Here is a 442-nt window from a genome sequence, read left to right as displayed (position 1 = left end):
TTTCCTCGATCTGTATGAAATAAGGTAATCCGATTTAAGTTTGTTTTCACCGTTGCGAAAGCTTGTGAAACAAGCTCGGCATCTTTCTTTTGGCCTGCGCTATGGCCTATGATTTCTCGATTAAAGAGATCGACTAATAAACATACGTAGTTCTACTTTTTGTTCATACGGACGTATGTTAAATCACTTACGACTACAGCCAGCTCTTCTTGTTGGTTGAACTGACGATTGAGYTCGTTTGAAATGTTTTCTTCGTTACAGCTAACTCTCTTCGGCTTAAATTGTGCAATCGTATAGTTCGATACTAAACCTTGGTTCTGCATGATTCGCCCAATACGGCGACGTGAAATCACATATCCTACCTTTTAGTTCTACTTTTATCTTTCGTGTTCCATAGTTCTGACGGCTCTCTCGGAAGATTTCTTTCACGAGTGGTGACAAT

1 pseudogene is annotated in these 442 nt (G+C 39.9%); it reads right to left on the bottom strand.

Annotation, left to right across the window (positions count from 1 at the left end):
* A pseudogene (locus tag AC1DIT_RS28530) lies at positions 1-442 on the bottom strand (IS3 family transposase); the annotation flags it as partial.

It is taken from the genome of Bacillus sp. 05T22 (assembly GCF_056396765.1).
The sequence above is the reverse complement of the archived record's forward strand: the minus strand, read 5'-3'. Positions and strand labels throughout refer to the sequence as shown.